This is a genomic window from Mesorhizobium sp. WSM4306 (assembly GCF_007003975.1).
In the GTDB taxonomy this organism is placed as follows: Bacteria; Pseudomonadota; Alphaproteobacteria; order Rhizobiales; family Rhizobiaceae; genus Mesorhizobium.
Map to the genome: position 1 here is coordinate 1 of NZ_VFTC01000015.1, position 22,481 is coordinate 22,481.

The window sequence follows — 22,481 nt, forward strand, 5'->3', positions numbered from 1 at the left end:
TCCTGTTCGAGCCAGCCGAATGCAGAAACTTCTTCAAGGCTGCCGGATATGAGGCCAATTAATAGCGACACGCTTTAACCCGGACAACTCATGTGCTTACGACACGTGGCGTACCGTTCGATTGCCAGCTTGACAGAAAGCTGACAATGTATCATATCCAAAAAGCTGACTATGTGTCATATTATTCCGTGCGGCGATCAAGACCGGTCAAGCCGGCCGTTCCAGGGAGGCGATTGTGGGAGAGGCGACCAGCCAGTGGAGCAATTGGTCGGGCTATGTCACGGCCACGCCGCAGGCTTTTGCCGAACCGCAAACTCTCGATGCGTTGAGCGTCGCCATTCGTAATTCGCCGGGACCGGTTCGTTTCGCTGGCACGGGGCACTCCTTCACGCCACTGGTCAAGAATGACGGAACCATCCTGTCGCTCGACCGCTTCGAAGGCCTGAAGGCGCATGATCCCGAAAGTCTGACGGCGCGGGTCGGCGCCGGCACCAAGATCGGCACGATGGCCGAGCTGCTGCACGGCGTCGGCCAAGCGCTGCCGAATATGGGCGACATCGACAAGCAAGCGTTTGGCGGGGCGCTGGGCACCGCGACGCATGGCTCGGGCATCACACTCGGCGCCTACCATACGCAGCTCGAGGCGATACAGATCGTCGACGGGCGCGGCGAGGTCAAGGAGTTCGACCGCGCCAAGAGCCCCGACATGGTCGATGCCATGGGCGCCTCGCTCGGCGCCTTCGGCGCCGTCACCGAGGTGACGATCCGCAACATGGCGAATTACCGGATGCGGCACCGCCGCTGGACGGCGCCGATCGGCGATGTGCTGTCGCAATTCGAAAGCATCATGACGGCGCATCGTTCCGCCGAGTTCTACTACGTGCCGTTCTCCGGCCAGGCGCTGCTGATCGCCAGCGATATCACCGAGGCGCCGGCGACGGTGCGCCCGCCGACGGAAGACGACGATGCCGTCACCACGCTGAGGAAACTGCGCGACTATCTCAGCTGGTTCCCCTGGCTGCGCCGCCGTCTCATCGGCTCGGCCTTCGCCAAGGTGCCGGCCGAGGACTATGTCGAGGACTGGCTGAATGTCTTCACCTCCGAGCGCAACGTCAAGTTCAACGAGATGGAGTACCACCTTCCGTTCGAGGAAGGGGCGGCGGCGCTCGGCGAAATCATCGCGATGCTCGAGACGCGGTTTCCGGAGGTCTACTTTCCGATCGAAGTTCGCGTCGTCGCGCCTGACAACATCTGGCTGAGCCCGTTCTACAAGCGCCCGACCTGTTCCATCGCCATCCATCACGGCGTCGAGCGCGATCCGATGGCGTACTTCAACGCCGCCGAGCCGATCTTCCGCAAGCGCGGCGGCCGCCCGCACTGGGGCAAGATGCACAGCCTCAGCGCCAAAGAGCTGAGCACGCTCTATCCGCGCTGGAATGATGCCATGGCGGCGCGCCGGGAGATGGACCCGGACAACCGTTTCGTGTCGCCCTACATGGCCAGGCTGCTCGGCGTCGCGGGATGAACCTGACCGACACCTATTTCGCTGAACTATCGGGTGCGCTCAAGGCGGCCGGGATCTTCCAACCTTGCCTGGTGCTCGATCTCGACCGGCTCGATCACAACATCGCCGCGATCAAGGCGAAGTTCGCCACGGGCCTCGACCTGCGCATCGTCGACAAGTCGCTGCCTTGCCTGCCACTCATCGAGCACATCCGTGCGGCATTCGCGACCGACAGGCTGATGACCTTCCATCTGCCGATCAGCGCCGAAATGCTGAAAGCCTTTCCCTATGTCGATCTGCTGCTTGGCAAGCCGATGCCGGTCGACGGCGCAAGGCACGCGCTGACCAAGGGTGTTCTCGCCGGTCTTGGCGAAGCGACGTCGCGCATCGTCTGGCTGATCGATACGGAAGAACGGCTTGCCGCCTATGGCGCGCTTGCCGCCGAACTCGACCGCGAGCTTCGGATCTGCTTCGAGGTGGATGTCGGGCTGCATCGCGGCGGCATCGGCAACCCCGATGTGCTGGCGCGCGCGGTGGCCACATTGGCGAACTATCCACGGCTGAAATGCGAAGGCGTCATGGCCTACGAGGCGCATATCGGCCACATCCCCAAACTGCTGGGCGGACCGGTGAAAGCGCGCGCCAAAGCGGTCAGCCTGTTTCGTCAGTACGTTGCCTGCCTTGCCCCCGACCAGCGCAGGATCCTCAATCTTGGTGGCAGCAGCACCGCATTGCTTTACGACAGCTGGGTCGGCGCCAATGAATTGTCGATCGGATCGGCCTTCGTGCTGCCGACCGATTTCGATGTCCCCAGCCTCAGCCAGTTGCAGCCGGCTGCTTTCATCGCGACGCCGATCCTGAAGGTGGTCGACGTCCAGCTGCCGGGCCTCGACCAGCGCTCCTGGCTGCTGCAGAAGCTCGGCCTGCTGCCACGGCGCGGCTGTTTTCTCTATGGCGGCAAATGGATGGCAAAGCCGGTCCATCCCGCCGGGATGAAGACCGACAAGACGTTCGGCTTTTCGACCAATCAGCAATTCATGGCGCTGCCCAACGATGCCAATGTCGGACCCGATGACTACGCCTTCCTGCGTCCGACGCAGAGCGAATTCGTGCTACAGCAATTCGGTTCGATCCAGGTTTATTCCGGCGGCAAGATCGCCGCGCAATGGGCCGCGCTGCCGTCTTCGTAGGAGCAATTCCAGGAAAAGTGTGAAGCGGTTTTCCGTCCGGAATTGCGACAAACAAAGAGATCGAAGTGGAGGAGGATAGGATGGTCGCCAAGGCAGTCAAAACCCAGCCCGTGCAGCCTGAATGGGCCGCCGAACTCGACCTCGCGCTAGCCGATCTCGACGCCAGGAAGGACGGCTGGGCGCAGACCTCGAATAGCGAGCGGATCGCCTTGCTGCGGCAGATCAAGGGCCATATCCGCGAGGTCGCCGAGGCATGGGTCAAGACGGCGACGCGCAAAAAGGGCATTCCGACCGGCTCGCCGCTGGAAGGCGAGGAATGGCTGGCCGGTCCGGCGGCGCTGATGGACGGCTGCAGCCAGTTCATCCACACACTGAGCCTGATGGAGGGCAAGACATTCCTCGACAGGCTGCCGGTCCGCACTTTGCCCAACGGACAGGTGGCGGTGACGGTGGTTCCGAACTCGGTCTGGGACAAGGTGCTGTTCACCGGTCTGAAGGCCGAGATCTGGATGCAGCCCGGCGTGACCAAAGCCAACCTCGCCGAGAACACCGCATCGGCCTATGACGCGCCGGCGAGCAGCCGCAAAGGCAAGATCGGCCTCGTGCTCGGCGCCGGCAACGTCGCTTCGATCGCGCCGCTCGACTGCCTGCACAAACTGCTCGTCGAACACCAGGTCGTTCTTCTCAAGATGAACCCGGTCAATGACTATCTTATCGATTTCCTGCGGCCGGCGCTGCGGCCGCTGATCGAGTTCGGAGCGCTGCGCATCGTGCGCGGCGGCGCCGACGTCGGCGCTTATCTCTGTAACCACGATCTCGTCGACGACATCCACATCACCGGTGCCGCCGCCTCGCATGACGCCATCGTCTGGGCTCCCGGCGAAGAAGGCCGCAAGAACAAGGCAGCGGGCACGCCAAGGAACAGCCGGCGCATCACCTCGGAACTCGGCGGCGTGGCGCCGACCGTCGTGGTTCCCGGCCCATGGTCGAATGCCGACATCGCCTATCATGCCGAACTGATCGCGACCCAGAAGCTCAACAATTCCGGCTTCAACTGCATCGCCTGCCAGATGCTGGTGCTGCCCGAGAATTGGGACAAATCCGACGCGCTTCTGGCAGCGCTCGAAAAGGTCATGCAGAAGGCTCCGTCACGCCCGGCCTACTATCCGGGCGCCACCGAGCGCCTCGCCGCCTTCGAAGCGCATGCCGACAGCGTGCAGAAATTCGAGCGGCCCGGCGGGCCGGCCTGTGTGGTGGTGCCGTTCCGGCCAGGCACTGACGCCTATCTCGAAAATGCCGAAGTGTTCGCGCCGGCGCTCAGCGTCTTGCGGCTGCCGGCCGCCAACGCCGAATCCTATCTGCGCGCTGCTGTCGCCTACGCCAATGAAAAGCTGCACGGCACGCTGGCCGCCAATATTCTCATCCATCCCAAGACGATCGCCGAGATCGGCCGGCCGCGCTTCGAAGAGATCGTTGCCGAGCTGCGCTACGGTGGCATCGGCATCAATTCCTGGAGCGGCGTTCTGTTTGCGCTGCTGCGGCCGACCTGGGGCGCTTTCCCCGGTCACACGCTCGACGACGTGCAGAGCGGCATCGGCGTCGTCCACAACACCTATTTGTTCGACAAGCCCGAGCGCAGCGTGCTCGAAGCGCCGTTCCGCATCATGCCGAAGCCGGTATGGTTCCTGACCCACAAAAGGGCGCACATTGTCGGCCGGCTGATCACCGAGTTTCACTACCGGCCGAGCGTCCTGAAACTGCCGCGTATCATCTGGAACGCGCTGCTGGGCTAGCACAAGCAGGCGATGATAAAGACAGAAAGCCAAAGCGGGAGTTACGACAATGGCTGACGCGGATGCAATCATCGTTGGCGGCGGCCTGGCCGGCCTGGCCGCCGCCGCCGAACTCGGCGATGCCGGCAAGCGCGTGATCATCGTCGAGCAGGAAGGCGGCGGTTTTCTCGGCGGCCAGGCATTCTGGTCGCTCGGCGGTCTCTTTCTGGTCAATACGCCCGAGCAACGCCGCTTGCGCATCAAGGACAGCCGCGACCTCGCCTGGCAGGACTGGCTGGGCTCAGCCCAGTTCGACCGGCCCGAGGATCACTGGCCAAGGAAAGTGGCGGAAGCCTATGTCGATTTCGCCGCCGGCGAGATGCGGCCCTGGCTGCACGGCATGGGCATGCGTTGGTGGCCGGTGGTGGGCTGGGCCGAGCGCGGAGGCGCGCTGGCCAATGGCCACGGCAATTCGGTGCCGCGCTTCCATCTGACCTGGGGCACTGGGCCGGGCGTGGTTGCGCCGTTCGAAAGGCGCGTGCGCGAACACGTCGCCAAGGGGTTGATCACACTGAAATTCCGCCATCAGGTCAGCCGGCTGGTCAAGACTAACAGTGCGGTCACCGGCGTGGCGGGCGAAATCCTGGAGGCGTCCAACGTCGAGCGCGGCAAGCAATCGAACCGCACGGTCGTTGGTGACTTCGAACTCTCGGCCGGCGCGGTCATTGTCACTTCCGGCGGCATTGGCGGCAACCACGATCTTGTCCGCAAGGTCTGGCCGGTCGACCGGCTCGGGCCGGCGCCGAAGCGGATGGTCGCCGGTGTGCCGCACCATGTCGACGGCCGCATGGTGGCGATCACGCAGGACGCCGGCGGTGCCGTGATCAACGCCGACCGCATGTGGCACTATGTCGAAGGGCTCAAGAACTGGAATCCGATCTGGCCGAACCATGGCATCCGCATCCTGTCGGCGCCGTCGCCGCTATGGTTCGACGCGCTCGGACAACGCATGGAGGCGCCGTTCTTCCCGAGCTTCGATTCGCTCGGCACGCTGAAGCGCATCCTGTCGACCGGGCACGATTATTCCTGGTTCGTGCTGACCAAAACGATCGCGTCGAAGGAGTTCGTGCTGTCGGGCTCCGAGCAAAACCTCGACTTCACAAGCAAGGATTGGCGGGCCGTGCTGAAGAACCGGCGCGGCGGCAAGGCGCCGCCATCGGTGGCGGCGTTTCTGGACAAGGGCGAGGACTTCGTCGTCCGCGAAAATCTGGCTGATCTGGTCGCCGGCATGAACGCGCTCTCCGGCGACAAGCTGCTCGACTACGACCGGCTCAAGGCGCAGATCGTGGCGCGCGATCGCGAGGTCGAGCATACCTACTCCAAGGACGCGCAGGTCACGGCCATCCGCGGCGCCCGCAACTACATCGGCGACAAGATTTTTCGGGTGACCAAACCGCACAAGATACTCGACCCCAGACACGGGCCGCTGATTGCGGTGCGCCTCAACATCCTGACGCGCAAGACGCTGGGCGGCCTGCACACCAACCTCAATTCGCAGGTTCTCGACGGCGATGGCGAGCCCATTGCCGGGCTCTATGCGGCGGGCGAGGTGGCCGGCGGCGGTGGCGGCGGCTATCACGGCTACAATGCGCTGGAAGGGACATTTCTCGGCAGCTGCATCTTTTCCGGCAGGAATGCAGGCCGGCATGCGGCGGGCAGGTGACGCCCTTGCCAACCCTGCCATCGACGCCGAGACAGGCCATCATCGGGCGCCATGGCGGGATATTGCCCGACGACAGAGCAGATTGTTAATCGTCCTGCGCTATTGGCAGTCTGGGGGTGAATGGGTCTGGTAATCTGATCGTGTTCACGGGTCGACTATGGCAGTACTTGGCACCCTTCCTCCCGATCTCACCTGCCGGCCAATTCGCCAGGGTGATTGGGACGGCGTAGCCGATTGCCTGTGCCGGGGCTTTCCAGAACGCAGCCGCACCTACTGGATGCGGGCGCTTGCCCGTTTGTCGCAGCGACCCATCGTCGCCGATTTTCCACAATACGGCTTTGCCTTGGAGCACGCAGGCCGGATCGTTGGCGTCGTGCTGACGCTCTACGCCCGCTTCCCTGGCCCGGAAGGCGACGAAATCCGCTGCAACATTTCAAGCTGGACGGTGGACGAAGGATACCGTCCCCAGGCCATGAAGTTGATTTGGGCGATCCTCAGGCGGAGGGATGTGACCTTCACGAACATTTCGCCGGCGCCGGCGACCTTGAAGGCCAACAAGGCACTCGGCTTTCAGCTTTTTTCCAAGGGACAGTTTGCCTTCCTGCCCGCCTTGAGTTCGGGGCGGGGGTCGTGTCGGGTGCTTGAGGTTCGTCCCGATCTTGCCGAATTGGCGATGCTCTCCGACGGCGAAAGATACATCGTCCTGGAGCACGCCGCGCTGGGCTGCATCTCTCTGGTCTGCATTTGCGACGGGGTGGCGTCTCCGCTGGTGTTGATGCCGCGCCGAATACTGCATGGTCTCATGCCCTGCGCCCAGATCGTCTATTGCCGCTCCCTGGCGGATCTGAGCCGATGTGCCGGCGCCGTGGGGCGTTTTGTCTTGCGAAGGGGGATCCTGCTTTGCCTCGTCGACGCCAAGGAGCCTATCCCTGGCCTGTTCGGCCGCTACTTCGCAAACCGGGGGATAAAATACTTCAAGGGTCCGAAGCCGCCGGCGCCGGGCGACCTGACCTTCACCGAACTTGTGGTGTTCGGACCTTAATCGCCCTCTCTTTGTTTTAACGCAATTCCGGACGGAAAACCGTTTACACTTTTCCTGGAATTGCTCTTGCCGCCGCCAACTCGCGCCAGCGCGTGCCCAGCGACACACCGACAAGCAGCAGGCAGAAGCCGAGCGCCAGCGGCGAGTAGAAGGCTTCTTCCTGCAGCACGGCATTGGCCGAGATGGTAACGATGACGACGAAACCGAACAGGAAATCCGGGTCGCGGGTTTCGATCAACTGCCGCCGTGCCGCCATGGCGAGCGCCGCCAGGAAGCCGAAGAAAACCAGGCTGCCTATTCCCATCTGATAGAGCATGACGCCGACCGCGCTCTCGACGGGAACGGAGGCGACACCTTCCGCCTGGGCGTTGGCCCAGCTGAGATTGAGGCTGGTGCTCGACAAATTGCCGCCAAAGCCCAGTCCCTGTCCAAGCGGGTTGGCCAGGAAGTCGCGCAGGCCGGCTGTCAGGCCAAGCACGTGATAGTCCCCATGCGTCGCGCCATAGCCGATTGCCGCGGTCGTCCAGGCTAAAGCCAGGACTATGACGGCGGTGAGCGTAAAACCGGCACGGGAGGGGCTGTAGATCAGACGCATGGCGAGCGCGATGAGCAGCAGGAACGTCGCACCCTTGGAGCCGATGACGAGCAGCAGCGGCAAGGCCGCAATGGGCAGCAGCCAGCGTCCCCTGAAGAGCAGCCAGGCCGATATGATGCTCAAGCCATAGGCATAGCTGATCGGATGAAAATTCGGGCCGCCGACACGAAAGACGCTGGGCAGGATGTCGTTGAAGAACGGCGTGTTGAAGAAGGTCGTGGTCATCACGTCCTCAAGCCCGCGGAAAACGAAGCCGGTCTCCTGCAGCGCCTTCTCCCAGACGCCGGTCTCGATCTGCCGCGATATGCTGCGTTCGATGTAAAGGTCGCCATGGAAGAGGCTGAGGAAATTCATCGTGAAGATCAATTCCAGATATCCGTAGACGACCGCGCCGGCACCGAGCCACAACATGCTCTTGCGCAGGTCGACCGGATAGAGGCTGGCGGCGAGCACGGCGATGTGGAAGCAGGCAAGCGGCGTGATCGTGTTGCGGAAATAGACGACCGCATCCTTAGGCTGGCCGTGCACGACCCCCAGGGCAAGATAGAAGGTGATGGTTCCACAGAGCACGAGGCTGAGCAGCAGCCAGAAGCGCAATTCGATCAGGGCGCGCACGCGGTGCTGGAACGACGCGGCAAGGAAAATGCCGAAGGCGCTCATCAGGATAACGAAATTGGTACCGCGCAGCGAATCGAACGTATCGTTGTCTGGGATGTAAGGGGTGTACCAGGTGACCACGAGGTTCTGGTAGAGGAAGGCGCAGATGATCAGGACGGGAACGCCCGCGGGCAGGGCGTTGGACACAATTAGCGTCAGGAGGAAGGTCGCGGCAATGCCGAACGGGGTCCAGACGGCAAAGGCCGAAACCGTCAAGACAACAACGATCAGCGACACGCAGACATGCAGCAGTGCGTCGTCGCGCGGGGCTTCCAGGCTTTGCGCGCGCAGGCCGACTGGCCGATAGGCTCCGGTGACGCTCATAGCTGGCCCGCCTCGCCCAGGAGGGCAGCCATCATCGAGGCGTCGAAACCTTCCATGCTCAGCCTGCTGGGGATGAAGCCAAAACCCTGGTCGAGCTCCCAATAGGTCCAGCCGATATGGTTGGCTTCGGCGGCCTCACGCACGGCACGGACCCAGGCGGCGCGGCTTTGCGCATCGACGCAGAAATTGAGCACACCGAACTCGTTCAGCATCACCGGGCAGTCATGAGCCGCCGACCAGCGTGCGGCCTCGGCAAAGTTCGAAGCAATCGCGGCCGCCGTCCATGGGTTCGAAAGTTCTTTCTCGATCAGGGAAGCGGCCTCGTCGTCGCCGGCAGTGCGCAGTCTTGCGATGAGGTCGCGAACCGCAGGGGTCTCCCTTGTCGCGGGAAAGGGCAGGTTAGCCATGCGCGCCAGCGGCGAGGTATCCCAGTTCTCGCATTGATGGGTGAACGCCAACGGTGCGTAGAAATGGATGGCGGCGATCTGGTTGTCGTCGGCCAGAGGCGGCGTGTCGGCTATCTCCCATATGCCCTGGAAGCGTGCCGGGCCCCAGACCAGCGTGTGGCGCGGACATGTTGCGCGCAACGTCTCGGCGAGCCTGCCGCGCAGCGCCAGCCAGATGGCGCGCGCCATCGGCGGCTCGTTCAAAAGCTCCGGATAGACCGAAGCCGCCGGCAGATCGGCGATCACGGGACGCAAGGCCGTCCACGCCTGCACAACCTGTTCGCTTGCGGCCTCCGGATCGCGCTCGAAAGCGGCGTGAAGGTCGGCGGACGGGTGCATGTCGACGAGAACGGCAAAGCCCAGCCCGGCAAGGTCGGTGACGCCGTCACCGATACGGCGGAGCCCGGCCGTGTCGCCGGCCGAGATAAGATCGCTGTTCACCGGCAAGCGGATGGTTTCGAACCCCGACTGGCGCAGCTTTTCCAGCGTCGCAGTGGCGGGAGCAGTCCCTGCCTCGCGATCGAGCCATCCCGGAAGGTTGAAGCCGCGCGATGGAACGCTGCGCGCGGTCGCCGTGGCGGAGGCCGGAAAGGGGAGGGTGGCAAGCACAGCCCCGCCGGCCAGCGCGAGCGCTTGCCGCCGCGACATCACCGGCAGCGATGTCAGATCCGCCGGCACGGATCAGCTCCTCGCGGCCAAACTGCGGCGCCAATCGGCGGCGCCGGAAGGCTGCATTGGCGTGCGCGCGACCGGCTGCGCAGTCTGCGGTGCGATCACCAGTGTGGCGCTGCGTCCGATCTGGGCGACGCCCAGCCGTTGCGCCAACAGGGCGGCAGCGTCGGCTGCCTGCTCCGACGGGGTCAGCGCCAGAAGCGTCAGATCGGCCCGCGTGAAAAACTCCGGGGACCAGGCCTTTTCGCTGAAGGCCGGGGCGCTGACGAGGATGAAGTCGAAGGCGTTCCCAGCCTCGGTCAGAACGTCGCCCAAGGTCCGGCCGCCTTTTTGCCCCTGCGGGCTGCAGATGGCGGTCCTGAGGCCGCTGGCGCTGTCGACGAATATTCCGGGGCCGTGGTCCGCCGAAGCCGATGGCTGGCCTTCGATCTCAACGACCAGCACATTCTGCTCGACGCGCTGCAGGCTGATTCCGATCAATGCGCCGGCAAGCCTTGCCTCGAGGCTGCCGCGCGTCGAGGACACCGCCAGCACAAAGGGTTTGGGATGGTCGTGCAGGCGCAGGATGATCTGCCGCATCAGCTTCAGCACGTCGCGCGAAAGCGCCTCGTCGCCGTCCTGGAACAGTGAGGCCCTGATTGCCTTGATGCCTGAAAGCGCCGTGCCGCTGGCAGGCAGGCGGTATTCGCCCAGACTGGCCGGCAGCGGCTGCGGAGCCGGCTGGGCAGCGGCACGCGGTGCGTCCTGCCTCGGCTGGACCACCGGCACCACTTCTTCCCTGGGCGCCTGCGGTTCGTCTTCGGGCCGGCGGACCGGGCCGAACGCCAGAGCGAGACCGCATCCGGCGAGAAGTCCGAGAACCGCGCTCACCGGCAGCAGCAGGGCCGGCTTTGGCCATGTCGGCTGCAGTGGCGGCGAAGCCTTGGCGATCGTGCGCGCCTCGGAGGTCTGGACGCCCTCCATCTGCGAGGTTTCCTTGGCGCGCTTGAGATAGTCGTCGAGCACGCCGCGAGCGGCCTGGGCCTTGGAATCGAGCTGCCGCAGCTGCACCTGGGCAAGGCTCGAGTCGGAAGACTGCTGGCGCAAGGCTTCGAGCTTGGCCTGCAATTTGCCAACATTTTGCGCGGCAAGATCGTAGCTGGCCTTCAACTGCTGCCTGATGCGGTCGGCCTCGGCGCCCATGAGCCGGTTCATCCGTTCGAGCTCGGATCGCAGCCGAGCGATCGCCGGATGGCGCGGCCCATACATGGTTTCGAGATTGGCGAGTTCGGCGGCGCGCTGGTTATAGTCGTCGCGCAATTTTATGGCCGAGTTGGAGGACAGGATTTCCGCCAGCCTGGCCAGACCCGCAGGCGAGCTGCCCACGGCAAGCGCCTGATTGTAGCGGTCCCTTGCCTGATCGGCGTCGCCCTGGGCGGTGATCAGCTGCGTGGTCAGCTGGTCGAGCTGGAATTGCAACGTGCCGCCGTCGGTCGGATCGACGATCCTGTGCGTCGTCTTGAAATCCTCGACCGCGCGCTCGGCGTCGCTGACGTCCTTCTGCAGGCCCTTGATCCTTTCGTTGAGGAGGGAGTTCACATCGCTGTTGGCGCCTTCGCGTTCCCCGGCAAGGCCGGTCCGGTAGCGCTCGACGATGGCGTTGGCGATGCGCGCGGCCGTCTCCGGCGATTTCGAGGTAAAGCTGACATTGATGACATAGGTGAGCCCTTCGCGCTCCACCGTCACCGCTTTTTGAAAGCGCTTGAAGGTCGCGTCGCGCGTAGCCTTCTTGTCCGATCCGAATATGGAAAACAGCCGCGATACGAGGCCACGGCCCGAGAATTCGGGGTCGCTCTCCACTGTCTGACCGTTGAACACGTCTCCCAGCAGGTCCTGCGATTCGATGACGAAGACCTGGCTGGCAATGGCGGCGCTGTCGGAGCCGATGCCGGGAAGAACATTGTTGAAATTGGTGGAGCGCGAATCGCGCGGGTCGATCAGGATCGAGGCCGTTGCCGTGTAGCTCGGGCTGGTCACCAAGAGATAGAGCACCGTCAGCAGCAGCACGGCACCTGTAATGATAAAAATCATCAGGCGACGACCCCAAAGAATCGCCCACAGCGCCGCGATATCAAACAGGGGTGGAAGCGCGCGATCGTCGATGCTGGCAGGACTCATCATTTTTCCTCTGCAGAGTCACGTCACTCTACACCTCGCACTATTCCCCATTATCGTTAGCCTTTCGTTAAGGTTACCAAAGCGTTTCACCTTTGTATGCAGGTGTGCCGGTAACCATTCGTTGCGTTCGGGCTGGCGCTTGCGGGAGTTTTTGTTCTATTCAGGGACAGGTTTCAGGGTCGGTTCGGCTGCCGCGGGGGCAAGGCCATTGCCGGTCGTCACAGGAGCCGATCTTGGATGGCAACATAAGCGACAACAAAGCCGCAATGGCTGGGAGCGGCAATCCGGCAGCCGACATGCGCATGTCCATCCCCGCGCTCGCCAGGAGCGGGGCGGTCGCGGGTGTGATCAAGCTCGCCAGTGCCGGCCTGTCGTTCCTGATGTTCGTGGCTGTGGCGATGGTGATGGACGAGCGGCAGTTCGGCCTCTACAGCGCCACCTACGCCGGCGCCAGCCTGGTTTCTTTCTTTGCATCGGTTGGCCAGCAGAGCACCGTGCTCAGGTTCTGGCCGCAATATGCCGGCCTCGGCGACCTCAATTCGGCGCATGGCATGATGGCGCGCGCCATATTGGTGGCGCTGCTCGGGCTTGTCGTCTCCAGCCTGCTCATCCTGGTAGCGGGGTTTTTGCCGTTCGTCGGCGGCGGCACGCCCGAATGGCTATCACTGTGCCTGGCTGCCGCGGTGCTGTCGTTCTCGCTCGGCTGGTCGGAATTCACCTCCGGCGCCTTCCGCGCCAAGCATGCACTCATTTACGGCCTGTTGCCGCGCGATATCATATGGCGGGCAGCGACCATTGCCGCCATGCTTGGGTGCCGCTTCCTACATATCGAGATGGGTGCGGTGGCAGCGACCTTTCTGACCGCCGGGCTGCTCATCCTTTCGGTCGTGCCACAGACGGTGCTTCTGCTGCGCGAAACCGCGCGCGCCGAACGCGGCCCGCTCAGCCCAGCGCAAAAGCAGGAATTCAAGACGGTGACACTTGGCCTGTGGGGCGTCACCTCGCTGCCGCCGGCGCTCGGCCAGGTCAGCACCTTGCTGGTGGCCATGATCCTGGGGCCGGTGCCGGCCGGCGCCATCTTCGTCGCCGACCGGACAACCCGTTTCGTGGCGCTGGCGCTCAACGGCATCAACCAGGCGCTGGCGCCGCAGATTTCGAGCGCCTTCTACAGCGGCGACAGGGCGCATGTGCAGCGCATCACCAGCCTTGCGGCACTCGGCAGCTTCGCCATTGCGCTCTGCGTGCTGGCGGCGTTCTGGCTTTTCGGCGGCTTCATCCTGTCCATTTTCAATCCGGCCTATGACACGCCGACCATGCGCACGACGCTGGTCATCTTCGGCATCGGCGCGACTTTCGCCACCGCTTGCGGCCCGATCGAGATACTGCTGCAACTGACCGGCCTTCAGCATGCACTGTTCAAGGTGCTGATCGTCGTCAACGTGTTGGGGCTCGCCGCGACAGCAGCGACGACCTATTATTTCGGGCCGGTCGGCGCGGCGGTCACCATCGCCGGAACGGTGATTGCCTGGACTTCCCTCGCGGTGTCGATCGCACGGCGCCGAATAGGCATAAACCCGTCCATCTTCGGCCTTGCGATGGGCAAGGCGCCAGCCGTTTCCCGCCCTGTGCTTAGAGACCGTACGTGAAGATCGTGCAGGTCCAGACACAGGCGGAGGCGGCGGGTGCGCAACGCGTTTCCGACATGGTGGGTGAAGGATTGCGGGCGCGTGGCCATGATGTCCGCACCGTCTTCATGTACCGGAAGACCGACGCATTCGACCACGACGCCAGCGCCGATTTCATTCTTACCGAGCCGCCAAAAGGCTTGCCGGGACAGATCCGGGCGACCATCGGACTGGTGAGCTATCTGCGCAAGGCGCGGCCGGATGCCGTGATCACCTATCAGCATTATGGCAACATCTTAGGCACGATCGGCGCCCGACTGGCCGGGGTCAGGCACATCGTCGCCAACCAGAGCGGCGCACCGCACACCAAGGGCACCATGGGCCTGCTCTCCCAGATCGACAAGCTTATGGGCGTGACCGGCCTTTACCATGCAAACATCGTCAACTCGGCCTGGACCGAAGCCCAATTCGATCACTATCCGCAAGCCTACCGGCGCCGCCTCCATCGCATCGATCACGGTGTATCGGCGCCGCGTGAGCAATTCGACAAGGCGGCTGCGCGTGCCCGCTTCGGCCTGCCAGGCAATGCATGGCTTGCTGTCTCGTCCGGACGCCTGACACGGTCGAAGAATCAGATCCCGCTGGTCGGGGCACTTGAACGGTTGTCCGACATCCATGTAGCGCTGGCCGGCGTCGGACCGGAACTCGAGACGCTTGTTACCTTTGCGAAGGAGCGGGGCGTGGCGGACCGGTTGCATCTGGTCGGCGAAGTTCCGCCGGCACAGATTTTCGAATTCCTGGCGGCGGGCGATGTCTACGCCTTTCCGTCGACGAGCGAGACCTTCGGTCTTGCCTGTGTCGAAGCGGCGATTTCCGGGCTGCCGGTGGTGGCGAGCAATCTTGCAGTGATGCGCGAGGTGCTGACCGCGCAAGACGGCGAACCGGCTGCGATCTTCGTCGAGGCCGACGCCGCCGGCATGGCCGAGGGGCTTGCCGAGATGATCGCCAGGCCGGAGCTCATGACCAGGCTTTCGGCGGCCGGGCGGCGGCTTAAGGACAAGTACTCGCCGGCCCAAATGTGTGCCGGCTACGAGGCGCTACTGCTTTCCTAGAGCGGTTCACCGTTTCATGGAAACGTTCAACCGCTCAATCTCTTTGTTTTCACGCAATTCCCGAGGGAAAGCGCTGCGCGCTTTTCCCGGGAAAACCGCTCACACTTTTCCTGGAATTGCTTCAGCGCCTCCGCACCGCCGCGATCCCGTCGATCACTTCCAGCTTGCCGGCCCGGTTGAGCGTGTGGATTTTCGGGTATGGCCAGTCGCCATCTGCAACGATCGGCCGGGGTGCTGAAAGCCGCACCGTCTGCAGGTCGAGCTGCAACAGTTCGGACAGGCCGAGGCCACCGCCATAGCCGAGCGTTCCGTCCTGTACGGGAAGAACGATACGGCCGTCGCGGCTGTGTACGAAAGCGCCGCCCGGACGCGCCACGCGATGGTCGATCAGGATTGGATTGCCGGCATGTGGCGTCCAGGGGCCGGTGAGGGCAGGGGCTGAAAACACCACCAATGTGTCGGAGGTGCTGCCGTATCCGTCGCGGTCGGTGGCGAACAGCCAGAGCAGCCCGTCATGCTCAAGCAGCGTCGCGTCGGAAATCTCGCCCTCGACCAAAACGGTGTCGGCGGTCCAGCGATCCGGGAAAGCTGACGCGCGATAGAGGGTGAGCTTGCCGCTGGCGCTGGCTTCGGGAAGCATCCAGATTGCCCCGTCGCGCTCGAATAGCTGGGGATAGGAGAGGTGGTGCGGTTCCTCCAGCACCACCCGTGGCGCCTCGGGAACGCCGTTCCCATCAAACGCAACGACCGAGATGACAGCCTTACCGGTGGCGTGGGGATAGTCCTCGACGAACAGGAACGACCGGCCCTGCCATTCGAACGGGAATGGGTCGGCATAGAAATGGTCGTCCGGGTCGGGCAGCACCGACCAGCCGCTGCCCAGCCTGCCGGTTTCCACGACACCGGGGGTATCGGCAAAGCGGTAGCCGACCCGCCAATGCGCGTGGCGATAGCTGACGCGCCGGATGATTTCACGGCCAAGCCGCGGCAGCGCCGAACCGAGATAGGCGGGCGGGAATTGCGTTGCCGGAGCGCTACGAGCTTCAGACGACGGTTCGTTCTGCAAGGGCCGGCCGTCGGCAAAAGCCTTGGCAAGCGAGACGATCAGGGTAATGGCGCGTGCGAGCACATCTTCCGTTCCGAGCGCCACCGATTCCCGCTTGTCCACCATCGGCCGTGCCTGGCCGACAACTTTTCCATCAAGGACGGCCTCGATAACAGGCAACTTTCCGGCCGCGACAACTGTCGCCACTGCAAGATCGGACCGAGACCCGTCGAACAGGAGGCCAATGGTTGGAACATCGGATCGCGGCGCATTGCCGGCAAGGTCCAGCCTGAGTGCTGCGGGCCGGCCGGCCGGCTGGATTGGGATCTCGTTCAGCGCCGCTGCCAGATTGGGACGGCGGCGCCGAAACAGGCGTTGTTCGAAAGCAAAAGCGGCTTTGGCCGACCCTGGCCAGCCTGCCGTTCCCGGCTGCTGCAGTACGGCGACATCGTGGCCGTCCGATCGCAGCCGCTCCACGAGAATCTTCTGCCACAGGCGCGGTGCAGATTGTGGAACAATGACGTCGATCGCCAGCATGTCGTACCAGTTCGCGATTGTATCGGGACCCGGCCTGGGCATTTGAAGAGAAATGACCGGTACAAACAAATGACTGACTGAAAAAACTTACCTTGCGGTTACTTGCAAGTCTGGCCATCCGCTTTACGGGAAGAACTTGACCAATCCTGCCGCACAGCCGCGCAATGTTGGATTGACGACAGATATGCAATCACCGCTTGAGGCTCCGCATATACCAAGTTTCTAACATTCATGCGGTTGACCTTGACGTGGAACGCAAGACAGCGTCGATAGACCATACCCAGCCGGTTCGGACCATACATGTTTGAAGTCACAGTCGAGGATTCGTTCGATTTTCGTTCGAAGGAATATGCCGAGCTTTTCGCAAGCTCGGCCGCGACCGCTTTTCAGCACCCCATCTGGCTCGCCTTGCTGTACGAGAAGATCGTCGGGCATGGTGCGGCCACGCCGCTGATCATCGTCGTGCGTGCAGGCGGAAGACTGGCGATGGTCCTGCCGCTGGTCAGGCGTCGCTATACGCTGCTGAAAGTCGTGGAATTCGCCGACATGCGTGTTTCCGACTACATATCGCCGGTCGCCGACGAGGAGACGTTTTCGCGTATCGCGGCAGATGGCCGTACTGTGGCCGCCATCCGAAAACATCTGAAGCCCTATGACCTGCTGCGCATCGGCAAGCTGGCCGACCGCTCGCTGCCAATCGAGCGCCTGTTTGGCATCGACAAGCGTGAAAGCATGGGCATGAGCGCCTATTCCAGCAAGCTCGAGACGACATTCACGGCGTGGCGCGAACACCAACTCGACAATTCCTATCGCAAGGAACTCGACAAGAAGTCGCGGCAACTCGGCCGGATGGGCCAGGCGCGTTTTGAATGTTCGGATAGTATCGACGCCATCCGGACGACATTCGATGCGCTCAAATTGTACCGCGGCAAGCGTTTCGACGGCAGCGACGGCCCGGCCGACCTGTTGCAGTCGCCGTCCTATTTCGAGTTCTATATGGCCGTGGCGGCCGAGGGATGTGGCGGCTTTGCCCGCACCTACACGTTCTGGATGGACGATCGGGCGATCGCCGGCGCGCTCGGTCTCGCACATCGCGGCTCGCTGCTGGTCATTCTCGGCGGCTTTGACGAGGCGGGTTACCGGAAGCAGTCGATCGGCAGCCTGATGTTCGAACAGATCGCCCGCGACTGCATCGAGCGCGGCGACCATTCGCTCGACTTCACGATTGGCGACGAACCCTACAAGGTTACCTTCGGTGGCCGGCCATCGCCGATGTGGCAGATTTTCAGGGCCGGCAGCCCGCTCGGCTATGCCGCGCACATGACCGTCGAGAAACTGCCGGCGGCCAAGGCGCTGGCGCGGCGGTTGGTCGGATCACATGGCAAGAAGCCCAAGTCCGGCCGTACCGTGCTGCCGCAGGCGCCCAGCGACGAGGCGGCCGGTTCCTAATGCATGTCGCTCAGAAGTGTGCTGCGGTTCTGGGACAACGACATGCATCAAAACAACGACTTAAAGCGCGTCGCTTGAATCCGTTTCAGCGCGACGCGCTTTAGAACAATTACAGGAAAAGGTTGAAGCGGTTTTTCGCGGGAAAAGCGCGTTAGCGCTTTCGCCGCGGAATTGCGTAAAAACAAAGGTAGAGCTGTTTCAGGTCGTGGCTTCTATGCCTGGCTTTCTGAAACTCCGCAGCCTGGCGGCGAAAGCGGGGCTTAGAGTGTCGATCCTCTGCATGACGCGGCGGCGGCTGAAATGAAGCTGCCGGTGCACGCGCCAGCGCAGGTCCGTGTCGATGGTCAGGCTGCGGCGAAAATCAGCCATATTCAGGCCGTGTTCGTCCATCGCCTGCTTTACCGGATCGTCGTAGAATGTCGCGATCTTGGCCGCCGTCATGCCGGGCGAAGCCATCCACTGCGGTATATGCACCGTGCACAACCGTTCTACATCGGTGAGCAGCCGGCTGACGCCGGTTCCGGCGGCCGGACAAGAGGTCTGATAGGCATCGCCGATCAAAACGATACCGTTGCGCACACAGTTCTGCGCCACGGTGATGTCGGTGAGCCAGCTGTCGACACGGTTGATGACTTCGAAATCGCCGAATGTCTTAAACAGCCCCGGCAGTGTTTCGATGAGCGTTTCCCGAGGACGTTCGCGCAGCGCCTTCACCCAGGGATCACGGTGATCGCGGAAGACGAACAGATTGGCGCGCGTGACGTCGGCGGCGGGAAACAGGGTCAGGTAGTCGATGCCGTCGGAGACCCGCTCGCCGTAGTAGGTGACGGCCGCGTGCTTGAAGGCGCTTATTCCCACCGGGCGCAGATTGAAGCCGAAGGTCAGTGACTGCTTCTGGTGAACGAAATGGCGCTCGATGCCGACGTCACGCTTCAGAATATCGCCCATGCCGGTGGCCAGCACGAGCAGCCGCGCCGTCACGTCGTGATGTTCGAGGATCGACACGCGCTGGCGTTCCGCTCCTGTCTCCAGCCCGTTGACGCGGCCGGAGATGAAGCGAACGTTTTCGGGCAGCTCGGCACGCATGGCAGCTACGAGGTCATCGTAGAAAATGCCATAGTGGCGCGCACGCGTGCGGTCGAGGACACGCCCCCTGCGAATGTTGACAATGTCGTCGAAGGCCACGGCCGCCGTCGAAAGCCTGTCCAGAAGGCCAAGCCGGCGCAGTTTTTCAATCTGGTCGCCGGCGACTTTCTCGACGCGGAATTCCTTGGGAAAGACCGAATGGCGATCGATCAGGATGACGCTGTAACCGGCCCGTGCGAGCACATTCGCCGCAATGGTGCCGGAAAGTCCGGCGCCGACGATGGCGATCTCGGCATCGGTCCCTTCGGGCAGCGGACTGTGGCGGTGCTCAGCCATCATTTGGAATACCTCAATAGGGCGTAGACGGCGCGAGGACTGGTCGTGAAGTAGCGCCAGAAAAGCCTGCGCGGCTCCATCATCACACGCCAGAGCCACTCGAAGCCAGCCTTCTGCACCCATAGCGGGGCGCGCCGCACCTTGCCGGCGATATGGTCGAAAAGCCCGCCCGACGTCTTGATCAGGCCGACATTGTGGAGCCGCGATGCATAATCGCGGATAAAGATCTGCTCGCGCGGCACGCCGAGGCCCAGCCACAATATATCGGGCGCAAGCGCGTTGATCTCGTCGAGTTTCCTTTCAAGCGCCTGGCCGGCCAGAAAGCCGTGACAATTGCCGGAGATGCGCAGGCGAGGATATTTGGCGCTGATGCGGGCGACAGCCTTGTTGTTCTCCGCCTCCGTCGAACCCAGCAGGTAGAACGTCGTGCCTTCCTGTTCGGCGAGCTTGGCCACATCATGGAACAGGTCCGTGGTGGCGACCCGCTCCGGCAGGTGCACGCTGCACAGCAGGCGCGAGGCGAAAACCAGCGGCTGGCCATCGGCGAAGATCTGGTCGGCCTGGCGAAATAGCCGGGCGACCTCCGTGTTCTGCCCCACCTGGGCGATGACATCGCCATTGGCGGAGGTGAAATAATAGGGGCGGGTGTTGGGCAGATGCTTGCGCGCCGCCGCGATCATCAGCCGGGCGGCGTCTGGCCGGTCGATCACGGTGATCGGCAGGCCGCCGAGCACAACCGTCGGCAAGGCGGGAAGCTGCGCGCCGGTTGTCACGCCTGCGGATGCGGTCTCGCCAAGCGAGCGGGGATGGGAAGCCTCACCTGCTGCGGACGCCTCGGGGCGCCGCGCATCCGCTTCGCGGATCGCGCTCTTACCCTCTTGAGACTTTTTTGAAACGTCGCGCATCGTGGAAGTTACCCATTTCGAAGTATTCTAAGTAAAACGAGGGGAAAGTTAAGCGATACGTTAATAGTTAGTTAACGGGTAAATTTTTCATAAAATTGCCAGATAAATCAATGTGTTGCATCGCCGCAGCGAAGCGTTGTCAAAATCGCCAAGAAGGGACCATTTCAGGTCGAGTTTGTTTTTTGGTGCTGGAGCAAAAAAACCAATTGGATCAACGCGCTCTTTGCATTTTGTCGGCCTACAGAATTCGATTGCAGTGTGGCGGTGAGTTTGGCGTCGCGAACGCCTACGCAGCCGCCGGACGACATGGAAATGTCGACGCGGCCTCTGCCAAGAAAAGGTCGATGAGAACCGGATTTCCGTCACGTTCCATGGATAGCGATTGCTTTAGATTAGATGTCGAAAGCATCAACAGATCCAATGTTTGCAAGCAACCGCTGCTAGTAAAACTATGTTGTTCTGGTTGCATTTACTTGCAGACATCGTTCTCGTGCCATGCGTCGAGAATTCGACGCCGCTGCTTTTCATAACCCGCTTCGCTGCCCGCGATACCGGTAGTCGAAGGGCCGGCGCATCGTGAGGCAGTCGGATCAAAAATCCTTCCGACCTATCCCTTGGAGGGACGCCCGTTGCGGCGGGAATACCGTATCGTCAAGGGCAGGCGCAAGCGCCAAATCCTGTGAACCAACCTGAGTAAGATGCTGCTTGATTCAGGCACCGCGTCAGAGGATACCGAACGGATCAAGCATGGAGTCCAGTTTGCCAGCCGTTGTTTCGCAACCGGTCGTCGCCCTTTTGACGCGGGCCGCGATTTTTCTTGTCGTTACGCTCAAACCCGGCCCCGAACACGACGCGACCGCACGCGGCCTGTGTGCCGATCTATCCGCACTCAAGCGAGCGGTCGGCTTTCGCGACCTCGAGGGCGGGTTGTCCTGTGTGATAGCAATTGGCTCCGACGCGTGGGACCGGTTGTTTGCAACCCCAAAGCCTAGGGATCTGCATCCGTTCCGCGAGGTCCGCAGCCAGCATCACGCTGTTTCGACGCCGGGCGACATGCTGTTTCATATCCGTGCGGCGCGAATGGACCTCTGCTTCGAACTAGCGACGCAGATCATGGCGCGGCTTGGTAGCGCTGTCGCCACGACGGACGAGGTGCAGGGCTTCAACTATTTCGACAACCGCGATCTGATCGGTTTCGTCGATGGCACCGAGAACCCGGTGGACCAGGGCGCGATCGACGCCACCATCATCGGCGAGGAGGATCCCGGCTTTGCCGGCGGCAGCTACGTCATCGTGCAGAAATACCTGCACGATCTGGCGCGCTGGAACGAGGTGCCGGTGGCGGAGCAGGAGAAGATCATCGGCCGGACCAAGCTTTCCGACATCGAACTCGACGACGCGGTCAAACCGACATCGGCGCACAATGCGCTGACGTCGATCACCGAGGATGGCGAGGAGTTGGAGATCCTGCGCGACAACATGCCGTTCGGCGATGCAGGCAAGGGCGAGTTCGGCACCTATTTCATCGGTTATGCGCGCTCGCCGCGGCGCATCGAGCAGATGTTGGAGAACATGTTCATCGGCCGCCCGCCGGGCAATTACGACCGGCTGCTCGACTTCAGCCGCGCGGTGACCGGCACGCTGTTTTTTGTGCCGTCGGCGACTTTTCTCGAAGATGCTGCGGCGGATGCGGCTACTGCTCCGCCCGCGGCCCAAACCGAGGCGACGGATCAAACCCAGTCACGCCCGCGCGATGATTCCCTCGGTATCGGATCTCTCAAGGATGTGAGGCAGACATGAACGCTCTCTACCGGGAACTCGCTCCCATTTCCGACGGCGCTTGGGCGCAGATCGAGGACGAGGCATCGCGCACGCTCAAGCGACATCTGGCGGCGCGGCGCGTCGTCGATGTCGTCGGCCCGAAGGGTTTTGGGCTTTCCTCCGTCGGCACCGGCCATACCAAGCCGATCGCGGCGCCAGGCGAGGGGGTTCAATCGACCCAGCGCGAAGTCAAGGCGCTGGTCGAGTTGCGGGTTCCCTTCGAACCGACACGCCAGGCGATCGACGATGTCGACCGGGGCGCCACGGATTCAGATTGGTCCGCAGTGAAGGAAGCGGCGCGCAAGATCGCTTTTGCCGAGGATCGCTCGGTGTTCGACGGTTACACCGCCGCCGGTATCCAGGGCATTCGTGAAGGCACCAGCAATCCGGTCGTGGCGTTGCCGGCCAATGTGATGGGCTATCTGGAAGCGGTTGCCCAGGCGGTCCACGGCGTCGGCCACCACGTTGATGGCGCGAGCAGTC

15 protein-coding genes and 1 pseudogene are annotated in these 22,481 nt (G+C 62.8%); 10 read left to right on the forward strand and 6 right to left on the reverse strand.

Annotated features, from left to right (window positions below; genetic code table 11):
• The first annotated feature begins 235 nt into the window (after nt 1-235).
• From FJV77_RS18300 to FJV77_RS18320, 5 genes are all read left to right on the forward strand, one after another.
• On the forward strand, nt 236-1,525 hold the full coding sequence (locus FJV77_RS18300; protein ID WP_142868169.1) for a D-arabinono-1,4-lactone oxidase: 1,290 nt from the start codon (nt 236-238) through the stop codon (nt 1,523-1,525).
• Complete coding sequence (locus FJV77_RS18305) at nt 1,522-2,694, forward strand: alanine racemase (RefSeq protein WP_142868170.1); 1,173 nt, start codon at nt 1,522-1,524, stop codon at nt 2,692-2,694. The genes FJV77_RS18300 and FJV77_RS18305 overlap by 4 nt, the downstream gene beginning before the upstream one ends.
• Nucleotides 2,695-2,774: 80 nt before the next feature.
• The gene (locus FJV77_RS18310; protein ID WP_142868171.1) at nt 2,775-4,487 is read left to right on the forward strand and encodes an aldehyde dehydrogenase family protein; all 1,713 of its coding nucleotides are present in this window, start codon (nt 2,775-2,777) and stop codon (nt 4,485-4,487) included.
• Between the two features lie 49 nt (nt 4,488-4,536).
• On the forward strand, nt 4,537-6,189 hold the full coding sequence (locus tag FJV77_RS18315; RefSeq protein WP_142868172.1) for an FAD-binding dehydrogenase: 1,653 nt from the start codon (nt 4,537-4,539) through the stop codon (nt 6,187-6,189).
• A gap of 277 nt (nt 6,190-6,466) precedes the next feature.
• Nucleotides 6,467-7,231, forward strand: a complete 765-nt coding sequence (locus FJV77_RS18320; RefSeq protein ID WP_185970375.1) for a hypothetical protein — start codon at nt 6,467-6,469, stop codon at nt 7,229-7,231.
• A gap of 43 nt (nt 7,232-7,274) precedes the next feature.
• Here the strand turns inward: FJV77_RS18320 and FJV77_RS18325 are convergent, their stop codons facing one another.
• From FJV77_RS18325 to FJV77_RS18335, 3 genes are read right to left on the reverse strand one after another with little or no spacing between them, the layout of a single operon-like run.
• Entirely contained in the window at nt 7,275-8,807 is a 1,533-nt protein-coding gene (locus FJV77_RS18325) for a hypothetical protein (RefSeq protein WP_142868174.1), read from the reverse strand.
• Nucleotides 8,804-9,931, reverse strand: coding sequence for a cellulase family glycosylhydrolase (locus FJV77_RS18330; RefSeq protein WP_246691302.1), 1,128 nt, complete (start codon nt 9,929-9,931; stop codon nt 8,804-8,806). Before FJV77_RS18330 ends, FJV77_RS18325 begins: the two co-directional genes overlap by 4 nt.
• Before the next feature lie 3 nt (nt 9,932-9,934).
• Nucleotides 9,935-12,082 (reverse strand): GumC family protein, encoded by a 2,148-nt coding sequence (locus FJV77_RS18335; RefSeq protein ID WP_142868175.1) that lies wholly within the window; start codon nt 12,080-12,082, stop codon nt 9,935-9,937.
• Between the two features lie 233 nt (nt 12,083-12,315).
• Here FJV77_RS18335 and FJV77_RS18340 point away from each other — a divergent pair, with 233 nt between their 5' ends.
• Nucleotides 12,316-13,728: a lipopolysaccharide biosynthesis protein gene (locus tag FJV77_RS18340; protein ID WP_246691303.1), complete on the forward strand. Its 1,413-nt coding sequence runs from the start codon at nt 12,316-12,318 to the stop codon at nt 13,726-13,728.
• Complete coding sequence (locus tag FJV77_RS18345) at nt 13,725-14,819, forward strand: glycosyltransferase family 4 protein (protein ID WP_142868176.1); 1,095 nt, start codon at nt 13,725-13,727, stop codon at nt 14,817-14,819. The genes FJV77_RS18340 and FJV77_RS18345 overlap by 4 nt, the downstream gene beginning before the upstream one ends.
• Nucleotides 14,820-14,940: 121 nt before the next feature.
• Here FJV77_RS18345 and FJV77_RS18350 read toward each other — a convergent pair whose 3' ends face one another.
• Entirely contained in the window at nt 14,941-16,443 is a 1,503-nt protein-coding gene (locus tag FJV77_RS18350) for a hypothetical protein (RefSeq protein WP_246691304.1), read from the reverse strand.
• 258 nt (nt 16,444-16,701) lie between these two features.
• Between FJV77_RS18350 and FJV77_RS18355 the strand changes: the two genes are divergently transcribed.
• The gene (locus FJV77_RS18355) at nt 16,702-17,850 is read left to right on the forward strand and encodes a GNAT family N-acetyltransferase (protein WP_142868177.1); all 1,149 of its coding nucleotides are present in this window, start codon (nt 16,702-16,704) and stop codon (nt 17,848-17,850) included.
• A 198-nt stretch (nt 17,851-18,048) separates the two neighbouring features.
• On the opposite strand, the gene FJV77_RS18360 is transcribed toward FJV77_RS18355, so the two are convergent.
• Both FJV77_RS18360 and FJV77_RS18365 read right to left on the reverse strand, forming a co-directional pair.
• Nucleotides 18,049-19,275 (reverse strand): FAD-dependent monooxygenase, encoded by a 1,227-nt coding sequence (locus tag FJV77_RS18360; protein WP_142868178.1) that lies wholly within the window; start codon nt 19,273-19,275, stop codon nt 18,049-18,051.
• A complete protein-coding gene (locus tag FJV77_RS18365; RefSeq protein WP_142868179.1) occupies nt 19,272-20,177 on the reverse strand; it encodes a WecB/TagA/CpsF family glycosyltransferase in 906 nt (301 codons plus the stop codon). The genes FJV77_RS18360 and FJV77_RS18365 overlap by 4 nt, the downstream gene beginning before the upstream one ends.
• A 747-nt stretch (nt 20,178-20,924) precedes the next feature.
• Here FJV77_RS18365 and FJV77_RS18370 point away from each other — a divergent pair.
• Both FJV77_RS18370 and FJV77_RS18375 read left to right on the forward strand, forming a co-directional pair.
• Entirely contained in the window at nt 20,925-21,977 is a 1,053-nt protein-coding gene (locus tag FJV77_RS18370) for a Dyp-type peroxidase (protein WP_185970371.1), read from the forward strand.
• Nucleotides 21,974-22,444 (forward strand): annotated as a pseudogene (locus FJV77_RS18375) (family 1 encapsulin nanocompartment shell protein); the annotation flags it as partial. The gene FJV77_RS18370 and the pseudogene FJV77_RS18375, both read left to right, overlap by 4 nt.
• Between the last annotated feature and the right edge of the window lie 37 nt (nt 22,445-22,481).